Consider the following 16,480-nt stretch of genomic DNA (forward strand, 5'->3'; position numbering starts at 1 on the left):
AGCCATTAAACCCCGTCTTCTGAGATCAAATCAGCAATATCTAAATCATAACGTTGGGCACTTGCCGTGCCTTCAATGCTGTCATCAGATTCCGCCAAATCAAATATGCGCACTGCCAAATGATGATTAAATTCGGCGTTGTAAAATACTTTCACCCGAGGCTTTGTTAGTTGCTGTTGATTTTCAACAACAAGCGCGATGCGACCTGAGCATAATTTAACTAATGTTCCCGCTGGATAAACCCCAATAGCTTGAATAAAGGTTTGCAGTAAATCTGGGTCGTAGTGGTTTGGTGAATGTTCCATTAGTTCACGATATGCAGCAGCGCTGCCAACGGCTTTAGCATGGTCAAAGCCATAAACTAAACTGTCGTACATAATGGCGATGCTAAAAATGCGCTGCGCTGAATTGAGTTTATCAAAATCTAATTGATTCGGATAACCACTGCCATCAAGTAGCTCATTTTGCTCTGAAATTAAGCGTAAAACATGTTCATCGGGCTGACCACTGACGCGCAATAGTTTTTGTAATTGTGCTATATGTTGTTGCTTTTTAACTCTCAACATCGGTGCGAGTTTGTCGTCAGGAAGGCGTAAATTGTCAGGCAGCATTTGGTATCCAACACGTGAAAGCAGCCCTGCAAGCACCATGTGCTCGCTTGCTAACGGCTGGTAGTTTTGATGAATGCAAAACTGTGCCAAGCTTACCGCCACCCGTAGTAAGTGACTGTTGAGCAAAGCGTTAGACATTTTACAACGTACCACTAATGCAGCGGCTTCTTTATGTTGTCGCGTCAGTGCTAATACTTGCTGCGCTAAATTTTGTAATCCCGAAATATCAATTGGGGTGTGGGATTTTGCGCGCGCTAATGTATCGTCAATGATTGCATGCGCTCGGTCTTGCCAATCAAGTGCCGCTTCTAATTGACTCTCAATTTTGGCTTTTTTAGTAAACGTTGTTGTTTGTTGTTGAGTGCTTTTTTTAGAACGACTAGGGTCGACAAGTACTTCTATTACGCCTTTTTTCTTTAGTGCTTGCAGTGCAAAGTAATTTCTTACTAAGCCCGTTTGCACTACTTTAACAGCGCCTAATTGTTTAGTTACTTCTTCAACAAAATCGCCCACCTCTAATTTAGTAATGGGCAATTTTATTTTACCGTCTGGTGTGATGCTCATGAGTCTTAATCAAAAAATGCATTGCGGAAAAATTTAATTAAATCAATGCCAAAGTCTTCTGGTTTAATAGATGATTCAAGCTCGTCGTCAATACGGTTGCTGGCTAAATTGAGGTCTTGTACTTCAGTGTAATGTTGATGTTTCGCACTGTAGAATACTTTAACTGTTGGTTTTAACGGCTGCTCAAAGTTGCTTTGCGATACAATGCCCAGTTTTTGGCTTTTTAATTTTACTAACGTGCCCACAGGGTGAATGCCAATGCATTGAATAAAGCGTGCGACTAATTCGCTATCAAAACTATTTGGGCAGTCACTTCGTATAATTTTAAACGCTTGGATCGGGTTCATCCCGTCTTTGTATACTCGTTTTGCAGTTAGTGCGTCATATACGTCGACAATTGAAATCATACGTACGTACTGATTTATCTCATCACCTTTTAAGCCAAATGGGTAGCCTTTACCATCTAAGCGCTCATGGTGAAAACCGGCAACTTGAATGGCGATATCACTGAGTTCTGACTCTTCTAAAATCTCTTTGCTATAAAGCGCGTGACGTTTTATTTCGTCAAACTCGGCATCGGTTAGTTTGCCTGGTTTATTTAAAATCGCGTCTGGAACTTTGATTTTGCCAATGTCATGTAACAGTGCACCCGTTGCTAGTTCATGAATAACTTCACGCTCAAACCCCATGTGCTTGGCAAAAATACTCATTAACACAGACACATTAATTGAGTGCTCTAACAAATATGCATCTTTTTCGCGAATGCGGGTCATACAGGCGAGGGCATCTTGGTTGCGAAAAACCGAATCAATAAAACCGCTAGCAACCTGCTTAAAAGGCGCAACGTCAATTTTGCGTCCTGCGCGAATATCGTCAAATGCTTTTGATTGCAGTTGTTTCGCTTCGGTATAAAGTTTTTTTGCTTTGTTTGCTTCGCTTGAGAAACTCGCCGTTGCTTTGGTTGGATCAAACTTAGGTGTTTCGATTGCGTTTTCGCTAGAATCGTTATTTTTTTCTGCGTTTAAATCAATAAATTTATCTGGGTCGACAGACACTTCTAAAATACCTGACTTTGCTAATTTATTGATGGCGGCCTGTGTCCTTACCCAGCCTTCTGACTTAACTTTTACACTACCTTGTTGCTTTACAACCCCTTGCACATACATGCCGGGTTTAAGATCAGATATTAAAATGGTTTTTAACATTGGCAGTACATCTTTGAATTTTGATTATCTTTAAAATTAGCAAACATTATGCTGAAAATTAAGCGGAAGATAAAAGAAAAGGGCTGAAGTTTACACTTAGCCCTTTTATTTTGCTTAACAAGCCGGTTTCCCGAGCTTTAGATTAATCTTCGTCAGTTAGCGTCATTAGTGATGTGTTACCACCTGATGCTGTGGTATCAATACTGATGGTTTTCTCAGTAACTAAGCGATTGATTAGTGTGTCGTAATACTGTGCACTGATCACTGGTAAAATAGCACCAGAGCGTGCAGCCAGTTTTTCGTTTACATGTGCTTTACGCTCACAACCACTGCCGATTACAGCACCTGCAACGTGCGGGTGAGCAAGTGTTGCATTAAACTCAGACAGTTTAGCCACTTGCAGAACGCCCTCAGCAACACCGCATGCTAATAACTTAGCGCGGAAAGCTAACGCTTCTTCGTGGAATAGGTCAGACACCACGGTAATTACAGTATTACCCGCTGCAATTGCCGTTACGATAGATAATATCCAGAAGTTAAATGAGGTATCTTTATCTGCGTAGCAAACAACACAGCCGCGCGGTTCTAGGTAAATTGTGTTTGATTCACCTGTTGGGCCTGGCAGCACTGTACCTTTGGCTAAACGCTTTTCAATACGGTCAAGCTGACTACGTGCATCGGCAATAGTTTGTGTTAAATCGTCAGCAAGCTTATCCATGATTTCAACTTGTGCGATTTTAGCCAGCATCTGACGACATACAGAAATACGGTCGTTTAAGCTGGTTGCGCGCCAAGTTTTTTCATCGCGAATTGAGTTAACCATCATTTGATTAACGCGTTCAACTGCGTGACTGTCATCGACAATTGCTTCGCCATCAAGGTTGATATTAGTAGCTTGAACGTTTTCAGGTGCAGCATTTTCTTTTACTAAACGTGTTAGATAAGTTGGACCACCTGCTTTAGGGCCAGTACCTGATAGACCGCGACCACCAAATGGTTGCACACCAACAACGGCACCAATCATATTGCGGTTTACGTAAATGTTACCTGCACGTGATTGTTTAGCTAAGTATTCAGCACGTTCTTCGATACGGGTGTGAATACCCATCGTTAAGCCAAAACCAGTGCTGTTTACTTGGTTGATAACGTTATCAATTTCAGTGCCTTTGAAACGAATTACGTGTACACATGGACCAAATACTTCTTTCGTTAATACCGATAAATCACTGATTTCGTATAAACGTGGTGCAAAGAAGAAGTGACCATTTTCATCTTCAGCCGGAATAGGGCATTCAAAATGCAGTGTCGCTTTATCTTTTAAGTATTCAACGTGTTCATTTAGTGCATCAAGTGCTTTTTGGTCGATAACCGGGCCCACATCTGTTGATAGGTAAGCAGGGTCGCCAACGTGTAGCTCTTTCATCGCGCCTTTAATCATGTTGATTACTTTGTCTGCGATTTCGTCTTGTACGAATAATACGCGTAGTGCAGAACAGCGCTGACCTGCTGACTGGAAGCCAGAAGAAATAACATCGTCAATCACTTGCTCAGGTAGCGCGGTTGAGTCAACGATCATGCAGTTTTGACCACCTGTTTCAGCGATAAGAGGTACTTGGTCGCCACCTCGTTCTGCTAGGGTTTGCGCAATGCGTGTACCTGTTTCAGTTGAACCTGTAAACATAACTGCTTGTACGCGCTCGTCAGGAATAATTACCTGACCTACTTTGCTACCACGAGCAATTACAGGCTGTACTACGTCTTTTGGTAAGCCAACGTCACGCATTAATTCAATTGCACGAAGTGCTACAAGTGATGTTTGCTCTGCTGGTTTTGCAATTACTGAGTTACCTGTTGCAATTGCCGCTGCTACTTGGCCTAAGAAAATCGCTAGTGGGAAGTTCCACGGGCTGATACATAAAATTACACCACGTGGTGAAAAGCGGCTATCAGCTGCAAGCTCTTCAGCGCGCGCTGCGTAGTAACGACAAAAATCTACTGCTTCACGTACTTCATCAACACCATCTTGCGCTACTTTACCTGCTTCTTTAATACACAGGGCAATGAGTTCATCGCGATGACGTTCTAAAATGTCACCTGTGCGACGTAAGATTTCAGCGCGCTCAGCAACTGGCGTTTGAGACCAAGATTGGAAAGCTGATTCAGCTGTATCAACAAGGGTTTTCATTTCAGCTTCGTCTTGGTGACGAATAGAACCAAGCACCTCAGCGTGGTTTGCTGGGTTAATTACCGCCTCGTGACCTTCAGGTACATCGGCATGAGTCATAAGGTTTTCAGCAACCCATTTGTCAATATTCGCTTTGAATGGCGTAATATGGTTAATGTTGGTTAAATCTAACCCTTTAGAGTTTTGACGCTCTTCGCCAAATAAGTCTTTTGGTAAAACGATTTGCGGGTTGCGCTTATTGCGAACACGTTGAATTTTTTCAACGGGATCTTCAAGCAGTGATTCTACTGGCTGAGATTCATCAACAATGGCATTTACAAATGATGAGTTAGCGCCGTTTTCCAATAGACGACGTACTAAGTATGCAAGTAAATCTTCGTGTTGACCTACTGGTGCGTATACACGACATTGTACACGATCTTGCGTTACAACTTGGTCGAATAATGATTCGCCCATACCGTGCAAACGCTGGAATTCAAAATTTGAATAGTTGCCATCAGCAAGTTCTAAAATAGTGGCTGCAGAGTATGCATTGTGCGTTGCAAACTGCGGGAAAATCACATCACGTGCTTTCATTAGCTTAATTGCACACGCTTTGTAAGATACGTCAGTTGTCGCTTTACGTGTGAATACCGGGTAATCTTCAAGGCCATCAGCTTGTGTAAGCTTTACCTCAGTATCCCAGTAAGCACCTTTTACAAGGCGAACCATCATTTTACGATTTACACGGCGACAAAGTGCTTCTAACCAGTCGATTACAAAAATAGCACGCTTTTGGTAAGCCTGAACCGCTAAACCAAAACCAGCCCAATTGCCAAGAGCGTCGTCAGAAAATACCGCTTCAATAATATCTAAAGAGATATCTAAACGGTCAGCTTCTTCGGCATCAACTGTAAAGTTAATGTCATACTGCTTTGCTGTTAGCGCAAGTTCTTTCAGCTTAGGCACAAGTTCTTCCATTACGCGCTCACGGTGTGTGAACTCATAACGAGGGTGAATAGCTGATAGTTTTACAGAAATACCTGGGCTTTTTATAGGGCCACGACCATTGGCTGCTTTACCGATAGCGTGAATTGCCATTTTATAGCTATTAAAATAACGTTCGGCATCCGCCATTGTGCGGGCGCCTTCACCTAGCATATCGTAAGAGTATGCGTAGCCTTTTGCTTCTTTATCTTTAGCGCGCTCTACAGCTTCTTCAATGGTAGTACCCATAACAAACTGCTTACCCATGATCTTCATGGCATATTGCACTGATTTACGAATTGCAGGCTCACCAATACGACCCATAGTGCGCTTTAATAAGCCGAATTGGTCTTCTTTGTTTTTGTCTGCATAATTAACCATTTTACCTGTTAATAACAGGCCCCAGCTTGATGCATTTACAAACAGAGAATCGCTGTTACCTAAGTGAGAGCTCCAGTCGCCGTTTGCTAGCTTATCGCGAATAAGGCTATCTTGAGTTTCTTTATCTGGTACACGTAGCAATGCTTCAGCAAGGCACATTAATACCACGCCTTCTTCAGAAGACAGTGAGTATTCGTTAAGTAGCGCATCAACACCACCTTGACCTTCCTGATCGTTACGAATATTTAATACCATTTGGCGTGCACGTTCCCATGCACGGCTACGCGCGCTAACACCAACTTCTGCAAGTGGCAGAATATGGTCAATAACTTGGTCTTCATCAATACGGTAAAAGTCACGGATCTGCTGGCGGATCGGACATTTGGTAGTTAAATCACCATTGTAAAGCATAAAGAAACCCTCAAAATAAAATAGGTTAAATTTATAAAATAGGGGCGTAGTGTAATTTCTTTTCAGCAGAATGTGCTGGCGTATTTTGGCTATATCCGGTAATTTACAGGGAATTGTTCAAAAGATGCCAAATAATATTCTGTATGACCACCTCTATCAAAACACGTGTGCTCGATCGAATCGATTTAGCAATTTTAGATGTTTTACAAAGAAATGGCCGAATTTCTAACGTAAATTTAGCGAAACAAGTTAATTTAAGCCCAAGCCCGTGCCTTGAAAGGGTTAAAAAGCTTGAGGACGATGGTTATATTGAAGGTTATGGTGCACGTTTAAATGCTACCAAGCTGAAACAAAATGTGGTTGCCCACGTTGAAGTTACATTAAAAGAATCAACCGAAGCCGCATTTGATATTTTCAAACAGCATATTATGCGCATTGGCCAAGTGGTGTCGTGTGATATGGTTGCGGGTGGCTACGATTATCTACTAAAAATACGCGTAGGCGATATGATTGAATACCGTGAAGTACTCGGTAAAATTGTAGATACGCCAGGAGTCGGTACCAATCGCACTTATATGGTAATTGAGCATGTTAAGCGTGATGTAGGTTTAACCGTGCTGGTGGAAGAGTAATCCCGGGTTTATTAAAAATTACCTGTTTTATTTCTGAGTGGTTTAGCTCTCGTAGTAAGTGACTCACAAATTAATGCAATAGGTATAACGTATACTCATACGCTTATTGAGTACGTGATACCAGATACAAAAAAAGCGCTGGTTAAGCGCTTTTTTTGTATTGCCTAGTTATTACGCCCAACCGTCGTAACGTTTGCGTCGCGATAACACGATTGTGATGATAATCCCCAGTAAAATACCAATAAATGCAATACCGCCGCCATAAATCAATAGCTGCTTTTGCTGTTTTTCACTGGCTTGTTGCTTTTGATTACGTGAGCTTGAAATTTGGGCATTTAGCTTTTCAATTTCAGCATTGAGTTCACGATTTTTAACTTCTAAATCATTGGCAGTTTGACGCAGTACCGGCATATCACGCTGGCTTGAATTTAGCTCTGCTTGTAAATCAGCTAATTGATTTTTTAGCTTAAGGTTTTGTTGTGCTAAACCTGGGCGCTTACTGATATTACGTTTATCAATCCAACCGGTACGACCGCGGCTATCTTTTACTTGGCTATAGCCCGTTTCTTTATTTTCATCGAGCAACTGTAATTCGGTACCAGCTTGCACAGAACCAAGAATGCGATAATTTTTGCCTGGACCTGAGTGCATATAAACAAATAGGTTGTCGGTAATATAAGCAGTTGAAGAAGATGCGCTTTCAGTTGTTTGTACTTCCAGTACTTCAGTTGCTGATTCGCCGTTAGTTTGCGTTTCTGCGTGGATAGCTGTGCTTAAACTCGCTAATAAAAGAAATGCAGCAATCGGTTTAAACATTGAGAGGATCCTGTTTTATTGTTGTTGTCCGATAAATTTACCAAGTCGCTTAAATATGTAACTAACTATAGCGCTGGATAAATGAGATACTAACAAGGCGAGATTTGTCTGATGTAGTTATTTTACATCGATCAATTCCAACGCAGTTAGCATGATATTTAGCCCGCTAAAATGACTAGCTATTTAAGTGAATTGGTATTTGAGGCTTCAATAGTATGGATTTCACCGCGCAATAGCAAGTCGCGCAGCGCATTCACACAATAGTTCATAATTTAGTAGTTGTTTGTAAGTGGATGCACAAAAGGTTGCATTTAGCCCGATATTTGGTTTTACTTAGGCTTTGCTAATAAAATAGGTCAACCCTCCAGCTAATGGATACTGAAATTGAGCTGAAATTTTTAGTTTCAGAACAAGTTATTTCTCAACTGCCAGCACTGATTACCCAGTTTTCAAAAAAAGTCAGTAATAAAGCTTCTCGCAACTTACAAAACGCATACTTTGATACTCCAAGCAGAGAATTAAGAGCGCTAGATATCGGCTTACGCACGCGTTGTGTTGACGGCGAATGTGAGCAAACAATTAAGTTGGCAGGTAAAGTGGTTGGTGGCTTTCATCAACGTCCAGAATACAATGTGCCAATTAATAATTCGCGCCCAAACATTGAGTTATTCGATACCTCAATTTGGCCTGCTGGCATGGAGCCAGCCACTATTAGTGAAAACCTTTTCTCTATTTTTAACACTAACTTTATTCGCCGCACTTGGTTACTAGAAACCGACTCAGGTACTGAAATTGAATTGGTATTGGATAAAGGTGATATTTCTGCCTCAGGCCAGAGTGTGCCGATTTGTGAAGTGGAAATGGAATTGGTAAGTGGTGATCGCAAAGAGTTATTTGAATTAGCAAATAAGTTAATTAACTGTAGTGAAGTACGTTTAGGGCTATACAGTAAAGCTGCACGTGGCTATCGTTTAGCGGACGATGCGCCATTAATGGCTGATACATTCTTAGGCTATGTACAGTTAGATGAAAACGCGACACAAGAAGAAGCGCTTGAAAAGTGCCTTCAATACGGCATTGAGTTTGTGCAAAAACACGAGCAATGCTACATCGATTCGCCAAAATTAAAAACACTAAAACGCATTGTCGATGGGGTTAGCCTTATTCGTCATAGCTTTTGGTTGTTTGAACAAGTTGCCGACAAACAAGTTACTAAATCGTTGCGTAAAGAGCTTAAATGGCTATTAGAAACCTTTTCTTGGGTTGAAACGGCGATTCAATTACGAACGTTTACGTCAAAGAAACATGCGTTTTATAAACGCATTTCGGCTGCGCCTGAGCTTGAACAAGTGATTGATAACTTAAAAGCTGAGCAACCGTCGCGCAAGGCATTACAGGCAATTTTCCATAGCCCGCGCTACAACCTACTTATTCTGGATTTAACGCGCTTTTTAATTGAAAAGCGTTGGCGTGATGACTGGGGACAAGAGCAAATTGTTGCTGCTGGTACGCCTGTAAAAGATATTGCGGCACGTCTTTTTGAAAACGATTGGCAAGAAATGCAGCATTTATTACCGCATGATGTGGTGAGCGCTGAAAGCTACATCGCAAAACGTCAAAAATTACACCGTAATTTACTCAGCGGTTGTTGCTTAGGGCAGCTTTTTGAAGGACCGCTACGTGATGAATTTAGAGGCCCTTGGCTTGATATTATTCATGGTATGGATGAATTGGCGACATACGACTATTTAAAACAGTTATGTGAAACGCAACAAGAACCCGAACAATTCACCAGTATTTTGGGTTGGTTAAAACAAAAAAATGATGGTTTGCTCGCAGCAATGGAACATAGCCGTCTTGCAAGTCAAAAATTGGAGCCTTACTGGCAATAATATGCGCACTATGCTGTTGCTGCTACTTTTTTGTACTCCGCTGAGTGCATTGGAGTGGCAGCAAGTAAAAATTAAACAAGGAATTGAAGTTTATCAGCAAAAATTGCCCGATGGACTTTTAAAGTTAAAAGCCTACACAGTGACTAGCGGATGCTTAGCAGCGTTTGAAGCACTTTTACTTGATACAGACAATGCTGACAAGTGGTTAAGCAATGTGGAGAGTGTCGAAGTGCTAAAGTCACCATCACAAAACGAGCATATCGTTTATACTCAATTTAATGCGCCATGGCCGATTAAAAATCGTGATATGGTGACTTACTCACGTATTTTTAGAACGTCAAATACACAAATGCAAATAGGCATTCAAGCAGCTAACAACGAATACGCAAAGCGTGAAGGGTTTATTCGCATTGAGCATGTAGCTGCCAGTTGGGTAATTAATCAGCGAGGCGCTGATACGATCTCTGTTGAGTATCAAGCGATTGCAGATCCCGCAGGAAAAATTCCACATTGGTTAGGGAATTCTGTCGCAAAATCTAACGTATTTAGCACCTTCAAAAAGATGAAAGCGCGTTTGAAGCGTTACCCTTGTAGCGTTGTTTGACTAGGCTATTTCGCGATATGCATATTGACTAAACCATTATCCTCTTGTGATTGGCTAGTAGCGAATTTATGTTTGGTAACAAACTCTGATAATTTATGTTGGAACAGGTGTGACGATTCGAAACCATCGGCATATTGATAGTTAATTTGGCAAATACTTTCTCGGCAATCAATCGTTTTTAGTTGCACAAATTCAATAAAATCATGTGTGGTAAAAAAATCTTGAAACACCGCTTCTGTCGTTTCGGCCCAATGTTCGTCACGGGTTTGTTGCTCAAACTTAGTTGCTAAATTAAGGGTGTCTACGCCATCACTGAGCAGTAATTCAAGTTGCTGCTGCATTTGTTGCTCAAGCTCCGCTACCTTGTCGCGCAACATGGTTTCAGCATGTTCGCTTACCTCTTTAATCAGCTGTTCATGTTTTTGTGTAGCATGTGTTAATTCGCTTTCTAACCTTTCAACTTCAGCAACCAGCTCAGATTTAGTCAGCGCTGTTAGTGAGTGTTGTATTGATTTGTGCTGTGTGGAAAGGGTTTCCGTTAACGGTTCTTTGATGTTATTAAAGCTTGATTCTAGCGGCTCAGATAATGTGTGGTCAGAGCTATCAGATAGTTGTTCTTTACTAATTAATTGACTATCTGAAGGCATTAATGTCGAAATAAGTGCGACGCTAAGGGCGCCAAGCACAAATGCAATTACATGTCCTTTGTTCATGTTAAATTCTATGTTTAATCTAATAGCGTTTTTCGTTACTGAGTTGCTTAGCTAATCATACCACCCGCTAACGGGTAATGTCCGACGTGATGCGTTGCGAGCTCTGAAAAACCAAGTACATTGGCTGTTTGTTTTTTATCGCTATTAAAGGTAATTACATCTGCACTCATTAGCGGGCGCGATGGGTGGTCTTCCAGCACTTTATAAACAACATAATCTTGTGAGTCGATGGCTACTAGTTTCAGTGTATAGGTAAGTTCAGTTTGTGGGTTGGTCACATGGGATACCAATGATAGCTCATTTGGCGTGTGTTCAAACTCTACAACCAGTAGTTTTTCGGTAAAATTAATCGCTAATTGATTTGTAGTGACTTTTCGTTTTGCTACTTGGTTAATTTTACTAATTGTGCCATTTATCGAATGCTCTGCAAGTGTGAGGATAACGTGCGTATTTTCCTCGATGACCGCAGGGATTACTTGGTCGTTAAAAATGGCAATTTTAAGTTGGCTTGATGCCAAGTTTTCGTCTTCTAATACACGGATCATCGCTTTTTCTCGATTTTCACTTAGGCTCAAATAACCAAACTCGAAGGTTTTTATTCGTGCGAAAGTAGGGGCGGTTACGATAAAGGTTTTAGTTATTTGAGTGTCTTTCCAATAATTAAATAAAGATGACTGGGCGAGGGCGATATCGGATTGTTCTGATTTTGTTTGGATTTCATCAAGGTGTGTTAAAAACTGCTTACGCTGCCATATATTAATGCCTGCAAAATGCATTGCTATCAAATAAGTGATAAACAAACCGGCTTTTAAAAGCAAAGGCGATAGTTGATGCACACTTGGCAGGTTTATTACAACAAGGGAAACCAACACCAAAACATGTGTAATATAGACAAATGCCGGAGTTGTTAAGTAAGGTTTGGCAAGGCGTACAATTCTTTGTTGGTTAATATTGTTTGCTATTTCAGGGTAATGCTTGATTGAAAGGTACATAACTTCACCGTGTAGTTTTTTTATCACTTGCTAGAGCGGTTATCATAGCAACTTACTGAATTTTAGGCATAAAAAAAAGCGCCAAAGGCGCTTTTTCTCAATCAGGCGGTTATTATAAACCAGCAGCGGCGCGAAGTGCGTCTGCTTTGTCTGTTTTTTCCCAGCTGAATGCTGTGAATGTATCTTCGCCTACCGTCATTTCGAACGGTTCACGACCGAAGTGACCGTATGCTGCAGTCATTTGGTACATTGGGTGAAGTAGGTCAAGCATCTTAGTAATACCGTAAGGACGTAAGTCGAAGTGCTCACGTACTAGCTCTACTAATTTCTCTTCAGAGATTTTACCTGTGCCGAATGTATCAACTGTGATTGACGTTGGCTCAGCAACACCGATAGCGTAAGAAACTTGGATTTCACACTTATCAGCAAGACCAGCTGCAACAATGTTCTTAGCAACATAGCGACCCGCGTATGCAGCAGAGCGGTCAACTTTTGAAGGATCTTTACCAGAGAAAGCACCACCACCGTGACGTGCCATACCGCCGTAAGTATCTACGATGATTTTACGACCAGTAAGACCACAGTCACCAACAGGGCCACCGATTACGAAACGGCCAGTTGGGTTAATGAAGTATTTAGTGTCTTCCGTTAAAAGCTCAGCTGGTAGCGTGTGCTTAATAATGTTTTCCATTACAGCATCTACTAGTGCGTCTTGCTCGATGTCTGGGTTGTGCTGAGTAGATAGTACAACTGCATCAATTGCAACAGGCTTACCGTCTTCATATACGAAGGTTACCTGAGATTTTGCATCAGGACGTAACCAAGGAAGAATACCTGACTTACGTGCCTCTGCTTGACGCTCAACAAGTAGGTGTGAGTAATAAAGTGGTGCTGGCATTAACGTTGGTGTTTCGTTAGTTGCGTAACCGAACATTAAACCTTGGTCACCAGCGCCTTGCTCTTCAGGCTTAGTACGGTCAACACCTTGTGCGATTTCAGGTGATTGTTGACCAATAAGGTTCATGATGCCACATGTGTCACCGTCAAAACCTACGTCAGATGATGTGTAACCGATATCTGTGATTACTTTACGTGTGATTGACTCGAGGTCTACCCACGCATCTGTTGAAATTTCACCAGAGATAATTGCAACACCTGTTTTAACCATTGTTTCACAGGCAACACGCGCATGCTTATCTTGTGTGATAATTGCGTCTAAAACCGCATCAGAAATTTGGTCAGCGATTTTATCCGGATGACCCTCAGATACTGACTCAGAAGTAAATAAAGTTCTTGCCATGGTATTTCTACTCACTCACAAAAAATGCGCGTTGCCACAAGGATTTGCGCAGGTTCAATTAAATGGTCGCGTATTCTACCGAATAACGACGCTGCAAACAATAACTTTACGCCTAGACGTCTAAAAAAAATTAAAAGTGAAATTTCTTCACCGTTACTAGGCTGTTTTGTGCATAAAGAAGCTAGATTATAGTCGGTTTTCCATTGCTCCGCGTGTGCTTATAGGTAAGAATAGAGCTGCGTGGGTACATTGACCAATAAGTACTTCCTATTGCCAGTGCTTATTGGCCAATGTATCCAAATTATGACAGCAAACAAATAATGAGGTAGGAAAATCCATGCCGTCACGTAAAGAACTAGCAAATGCTATTCGCGTTCTATCTATGGACGCTGTGCAACAGGCCAAGTCTGGCCACCCTGGTGCCCCTATGGGTATGGCAGACATTGCTGAAGTGCTATGGCGCGACTATTTAAACCATAATCCAGCAAACCCTGATTGGGCTGATCGCGACCGATTTATTCTGTCAAATGGTCACGGCTCAATGCTAATTTATTCTTTACTGCATTTATCTGGCTATGATCTTCCAATTGAGGAAATTAAAAACTTCCGTCAAATGCACTCTAAAACACCGGGTCACCCTGAATACGGGTATGCACCGGGTGTTGAAACAACTACAGGCCCATTAGGTCAAGGTATTACTAACGCGGTTGGTATGGCTATTGCTGAAAAAGCACTTGCGCATCAGTTTAACCGTGAAGGTCACGATATTGTTGACCACTTTACTTACTGTTTCCTAGGCGATGGTTGCCTTATGGAAGGTATTTCACACGAAGCGTGTTCACTAGCAGGTACATTAGGCCTTGGTAAACTTGTCGCGTTTTGGGATGACAACGGTATTTCAATCGACGGTGAAGTAGAAGGTTGGTTCACTGATGATACAGCAGCACGTTTTGAGTCTTACGGCTGGCATGTTGTGCGTAACGTAGATGGTCACGATAGTGAAGCTATTCGCGCGGCAATCGATGAAGCACGTGCAGAAACGGGCAAACCAACATTAATCTGTTGTAAAACAGTAATTGGCTATGGTTCACCAAACAAATCAGGTAGCCACGACTGTCACGGTGCACCGTTAGGTGATGCTGAAATTGCAGCTGCACGTGAATTTTTAAACTGGGAGCACGGTGCTTTCGATATTCCAGCTGATATTTATGCGGATTGGAATGCAGTTGAAGCGGGTACCGTAAAAGAAGCTTCTTGGGCTGAAAAGTTTGATGCGTATAAAGCGGCTTTCCCTGAACTAGCGGCAGAGTTTGAACGTCGTCAAAAAGGTGAATTACCAGCAGATTGGGCTGAGAAGTCACAAGCCTATATTGAAGGTCTTCAGGCAAACCCTGAAAACCCAGCGACACGTAAAGCATCACAAAATGCACTAAATGCGTTTGGCCCTATGTTACCTGAGTTTATGGGTGGTTCTGCTGACCTTGCAGGTTCAAATCTGACACTTTGGGAAGGTTCAAAAGGCTTAACAGCAAACGACGCATCAGGTAACTACATCTTCTACGGTGTACGTGAATTTGGTATGTCGGCAATTATGAATGGTATTGCGCTGCATAAAGGCTTTATTCCTTACGGTGCGACGTTCTTAATGTTTATGGAATACGCGCGTAATGCAGTACGTATGGCGGCGCTTATGAAGCAGCCTTCAATCTTTGTGTATACGCACGATTCAATCGGTCTAGGCGAAGATGGTCCCACGCACCAACCAGTTGAACAGCTAGCAAGCATGCGTTTAACGCCTAACCTAGTTAACTGGCGCCCATGTGACCAAGTTGAGTCTGCAATTGCATGGCAAGATGCGATTGAGCGTAAAGATGGTCCAACATCACTGGTATTTACCCGTCAAGGCTTACAACAACAAGCACGTACTTCTGAGCAATTAGCGAACGTACGTAAAGGTGGTTACGTATTAAGCTGTGATGGCACGCCTGAGATTATTCTTATCGCAACAGGTTCTGAAGTTGAACTTTCAATGCAGGCAGCAGCTGAACTTCGCACTCAAGGTAAAAAAGTACGTGTTGTTTCTATGCCTTCAACTGATTTATTTGATGCTCAAGATGCGGCTTATAAAGAATCAGTACTACCAAGTTCGGTAACTAAGCGTGTTGCGGTAGAAGCGGGTATTGAAGATTACTGGTACAAATACGTTGGTTTAAATGGTGCGGTTGTAGGTATGACAACATTTGGTGAATCTGCACCTGCAAATGAACTATTTGAACACTTTGGCTTTACGGTAGAGAATATCGTAGCAAAAGCGAATCAACTCGCATAATTGCAAAAAAGCTATAATAATCAAAAGCGATGCAAATGCATCGCTTTTTTGATCTAGCGCAATAGTTTTATCTTTGATAACGATTCTTAATTAAAAAAACTGATTTAGATCAAATTCCCTCCTGCCTTTATCTTGCTAAAATTTAACCAACTTTTGATAGGTATAATAACGAGGAAAGGGAAATGGTTACCTCTGAACGAAATGCTCCTGAACTTGTTTGCGGTTCAGATCCCGTACAAGCTAATATTACCTCCTTTGCACAGCGCGCACATGAAAAAGCGCTTACTGAACAATTAATTGAACAGAAGAAACTGCTTTTAGAAAAACAGCAGCAGTTTGAGCAATTGCAAAATGATCATGCCATGATTATTAAGCATGTACAGTTAATTGAGCGTGAGTGGGAAAATTCAAACGCTATGCTTGAAACACTGATGGAACAGTTAACAGACGCAAAGAAAAAACCAAGTGTAGAAGTGACCGCTAAGCTTCAAGATCTTCAGCAACAAGTTGAAGAAGCGAATATGAGTAAATCGGTAATGAAGCATCACTGCCGTGAACTCAACGAGCGTAATGAAGAGCTAAATGCCCTGTTAAAAGAATCAATTCATAGCGTTGATGAACTTAAAACTAAAGCGCAGCAGCAAGGTGATGTAATAAATCAATTACGTGCTGAAAACGTAACGTTAAAGCAGCAAAACATTACCCAAGCTGAGCGAATTAAACGCCAAGAAGGCCAATTGAGTGAAGCGCTTCACGGTTATTACAGTGATGTAATGAATAAAAACAAAAAGTTAAGCAAAAATCTGCCAAGATAAACTTTTTATTTGTTACCCAGCCCACAATGGCGCCTTTGGCGCCATTTTTTATTGATTTTATATA

General features: G+C 41.6%; 12 protein-coding genes. 5 read left to right on the plus strand and 7 right to left on the minus strand.

Annotated elements, in window-relative coordinates; genetic code table 11:
- Positions 1-5 precede the first annotated feature (5 nt).
- From ACXAFE_RS02370 to putA, 3 genes are all read right to left on the minus strand, one after another.
- Positions 6-1,175, minus strand: a complete 1,170-nt coding sequence (locus ACXAFE_RS02370) for an HD-GYP domain-containing protein (protein WP_475148024.1) — start codon at positions 1,173-1,175, stop codon at positions 6-8.
- Positions 1,176-1,180: 5 nt separating this feature from the next.
- Positions 1,181-2,380, minus strand: coding sequence for an HD-GYP domain-containing protein (locus ACXAFE_RS02375; protein ID WP_475148028.1), 1,200 nt, complete (start codon positions 2,378-2,380; stop codon positions 1,181-1,183).
- 142 nt (positions 2,381-2,522) lie between these two features.
- On the minus strand, positions 2,523-6,323 hold the full coding sequence (gene putA, locus ACXAFE_RS02380) for a bifunctional proline dehydrogenase/L-glutamate gamma-semialdehyde dehydrogenase PutA (protein ID WP_475148031.1): 3,801 nt from the start codon (positions 6,321-6,323) through the stop codon (positions 2,523-2,525).
- Positions 6,324-6,466: 143 nt separating this feature from the next.
- Between putA and ACXAFE_RS02385 the strand changes: the two genes are divergently transcribed.
- Positions 6,467-6,955, plus strand: coding sequence for a winged helix-turn-helix transcriptional regulator (locus ACXAFE_RS02385; RefSeq protein WP_475148033.1), 489 nt, complete (start codon positions 6,467-6,469; stop codon positions 6,953-6,955).
- A gap of 171 nt (positions 6,956-7,126) precedes the next feature.
- Here ACXAFE_RS02385 and ACXAFE_RS02390 read toward each other — a convergent pair whose 3' ends face one another.
- Positions 7,127-7,771 (minus strand): TIGR04211 family SH3 domain-containing protein, encoded by a 645-nt coding sequence (locus ACXAFE_RS02390; protein WP_100912672.1) that lies wholly within the window; start codon positions 7,769-7,771, stop codon positions 7,127-7,129.
- A 371-nt stretch (positions 7,772-8,142) separates the two neighbouring features.
- Here ACXAFE_RS02390 and ACXAFE_RS02395 point away from each other — a divergent pair, with 371 nt between their 5' ends.
- Both ACXAFE_RS02395 and ACXAFE_RS02400 read left to right on the plus strand, forming a co-directional pair.
- Positions 8,143-9,663 (plus strand): CYTH and CHAD domain-containing protein, encoded by a 1,521-nt coding sequence (locus tag ACXAFE_RS02395; RefSeq protein WP_475148037.1) that lies wholly within the window; start codon positions 8,143-8,145, stop codon positions 9,661-9,663.
- A gap of 1 nt (position 9,664) precedes the next feature.
- Positions 9,665-10,267, plus strand: coding sequence for an START domain-containing protein (locus ACXAFE_RS02400; protein WP_475148040.1), 603 nt, complete (start codon positions 9,665-9,667; stop codon positions 10,265-10,267).
- A gap of 5 nt (positions 10,268-10,272) precedes the next feature.
- On the opposite strand, the gene ACXAFE_RS02405 is transcribed toward ACXAFE_RS02400, so the two are convergent.
- The 3 genes from ACXAFE_RS02405 to metK form a co-directional block, all read right to left on the minus strand.
- Positions 10,273-10,980, minus strand: coding sequence for a hypothetical protein (locus ACXAFE_RS02405; RefSeq protein ID WP_475148042.1), 708 nt, complete (start codon positions 10,978-10,980; stop codon positions 10,273-10,275).
- A gap of 47 nt (positions 10,981-11,027) precedes the next feature.
- Positions 11,028-11,972, minus strand: coding sequence for a hypothetical protein (locus tag ACXAFE_RS02410; RefSeq protein ID WP_475148045.1), 945 nt, complete (start codon positions 11,970-11,972; stop codon positions 11,028-11,030).
- A gap of 112 nt (positions 11,973-12,084) precedes the next feature.
- Positions 12,085-13,272, minus strand: a complete 1,188-nt coding sequence (gene metK, locus ACXAFE_RS02415) for a methionine adenosyltransferase (RefSeq protein WP_274761558.1) — start codon at positions 13,270-13,272, stop codon at positions 12,085-12,087.
- Positions 13,273-13,609: 337 nt separating this feature from the next.
- On the opposite strand from metK, the gene tkt reads away from it, so the two are divergent.
- Together tkt and ACXAFE_RS02425 are read left to right on the plus strand one after the other, a co-directional pair.
- Complete coding sequence (gene tkt / locus ACXAFE_RS02420; protein ID WP_475148049.1) at positions 13,610-15,601, plus strand: transketolase; 1,992 nt, start codon at positions 13,610-13,612, stop codon at positions 15,599-15,601.
- A 182-nt stretch (positions 15,602-15,783) separates the two neighbouring features.
- Positions 15,784-16,416: a hypothetical protein gene (locus tag ACXAFE_RS02425; RefSeq protein WP_010561004.1), complete on the plus strand. Its 633-nt coding sequence runs from the start codon at positions 15,784-15,786 to the stop codon at positions 16,414-16,416.
- Positions 16,417-16,480 lie beyond the last annotated feature (64 nt).

The organism is Pseudoalteromonas sp. ABV4_021, from assembly GCF_056159365.1.

What these genes read in the sequence shown, in the direction of transcription:
- ACXAFE_RS02370 (WP_475148024.1), bottom strand. Translation starts at nt 1,175, where the DNA reads ATGAGCATCACACCAGACGGTAAAATAAAATTGCCCATTACTAAATTA.
- ACXAFE_RS02375 (WP_475148028.1), bottom strand. Translation starts at nt 2,380, where the DNA reads ATGTTAAAAACCATTTTAATATCTGATCTTAAACCCGGCATGTATGTG.
- putA (WP_475148031.1), bottom strand. Translation starts at nt 6,323, where the DNA reads ATGCTTTACAATGGTGATTTAACTACCAAATGTCCGATCCGCCAGCAG.
- ACXAFE_RS02385 (WP_475148033.1), top strand. Translation starts at nt 6,467, where the DNA reads ATGACCACCTCTATCAAAACACGTGTGCTCGATCGAATCGATTTAGCA.
- ACXAFE_RS02390 (WP_100912672.1), bottom strand. Translation starts at nt 7,771, where the DNA reads ATGTTTAAACCGATTGCTGCATTTCTTTTATTAGCGAGTTTAAGCACA.
- ACXAFE_RS02395 (WP_475148037.1), top strand. Translation starts at nt 8,143, where the DNA reads ATGGATACTGAAATTGAGCTGAAATTTTTAGTTTCAGAACAAGTTATT.
- ACXAFE_RS02400 (WP_475148040.1), top strand. Translation starts at nt 9,665, where the DNA reads ATGCGCACTATGCTGTTGCTGCTACTTTTTTGTACTCCGCTGAGTGCA.
- ACXAFE_RS02405 (WP_475148042.1), bottom strand. Translation starts at nt 10,980, where the DNA reads ATGAACAAAGGACATGTAATTGCATTTGTGCTTGGCGCCCTTAGCGTC.
- ACXAFE_RS02410 (WP_475148045.1), bottom strand. Translation starts at nt 11,972, where the DNA reads ATGTACCTTTCAATCAAGCATTACCCTGAAATAGCAAACAATATTAAC.
- metK (WP_274761558.1), bottom strand. Translation starts at nt 13,272, where the DNA reads ATGGCAAGAACTTTATTTACTTCTGAGTCAGTATCTGAGGGTCATCCG.
- tkt (WP_475148049.1), top strand. Translation starts at nt 13,610, where the DNA reads ATGCCGTCACGTAAAGAACTAGCAAATGCTATTCGCGTTCTATCTATG.
- ACXAFE_RS02425 (WP_010561004.1), top strand. Translation starts at nt 15,784, where the DNA reads ATGGTTACCTCTGAACGAAATGCTCCTGAACTTGTTTGCGGTTCAGAT.